The sequence below is a fragment of the Bartonella sp. AD328YNZD genome, assembly GCF_042196425.1.
The window spans coordinates 1-504 of sequence record NZ_JBHIQG010000919.1; the positions used below are offsets into that span (position 1 = coordinate 1).

General features: G+C 38.1%; 1 protein-coding gene. It reads right to left on the reverse strand.

Annotated elements, in window-relative coordinates; genetic code table 11:
- A partial coding sequence (gene kdsA, locus ACFIO3_RS15925; RefSeq protein ID WP_375704847.1) for a 3-deoxy-8-phosphooctulonate synthase occupies positions 1–504 on the reverse strand: 504 nt, incomplete at both ends.

Consider the following 504-nt stretch of genomic DNA (forward strand, 5'->3'; position numbering starts at 1 on the left):
TGAACGCAAAATAGGCAACGAACGCATATCAGAAATAAGTCGGTTGTAACCAAATGACGTGCCTCGCTCACAAAGCAAGACATTCGAATTACCACTGTAAACAACCTTTTTTAAAACATTCTCCATGTCCCACGGAGCTAAAAACTGACCTTTTTTAATGTTAATAACACATTCTGTTTTGGCAGCTGCTACCAAAAGATCTGTTTGACGACATAAAAAAGCCGGTATTTGTAAAATATCAACCGTAGAAGAAACAATTGTACATTGCTCTTCCGTATGCACATCAGTTAATATGGGACAATCAAACTCCTTTTTTAAATCAGAAAAAATAGCCATTGCTTTTTCAAGACCAATACCACGTGCCGCACTCAAAGAGGTTCTGTTGGCTTTATCGTAACTTGATTTATAAACAAACCCCATACCAACTTGATCGGTAATTGTTTTAATACGACCAGCCATTTCAAAAGCATGATCTCGACTTTCCATCTGACACGGACCCGCAAT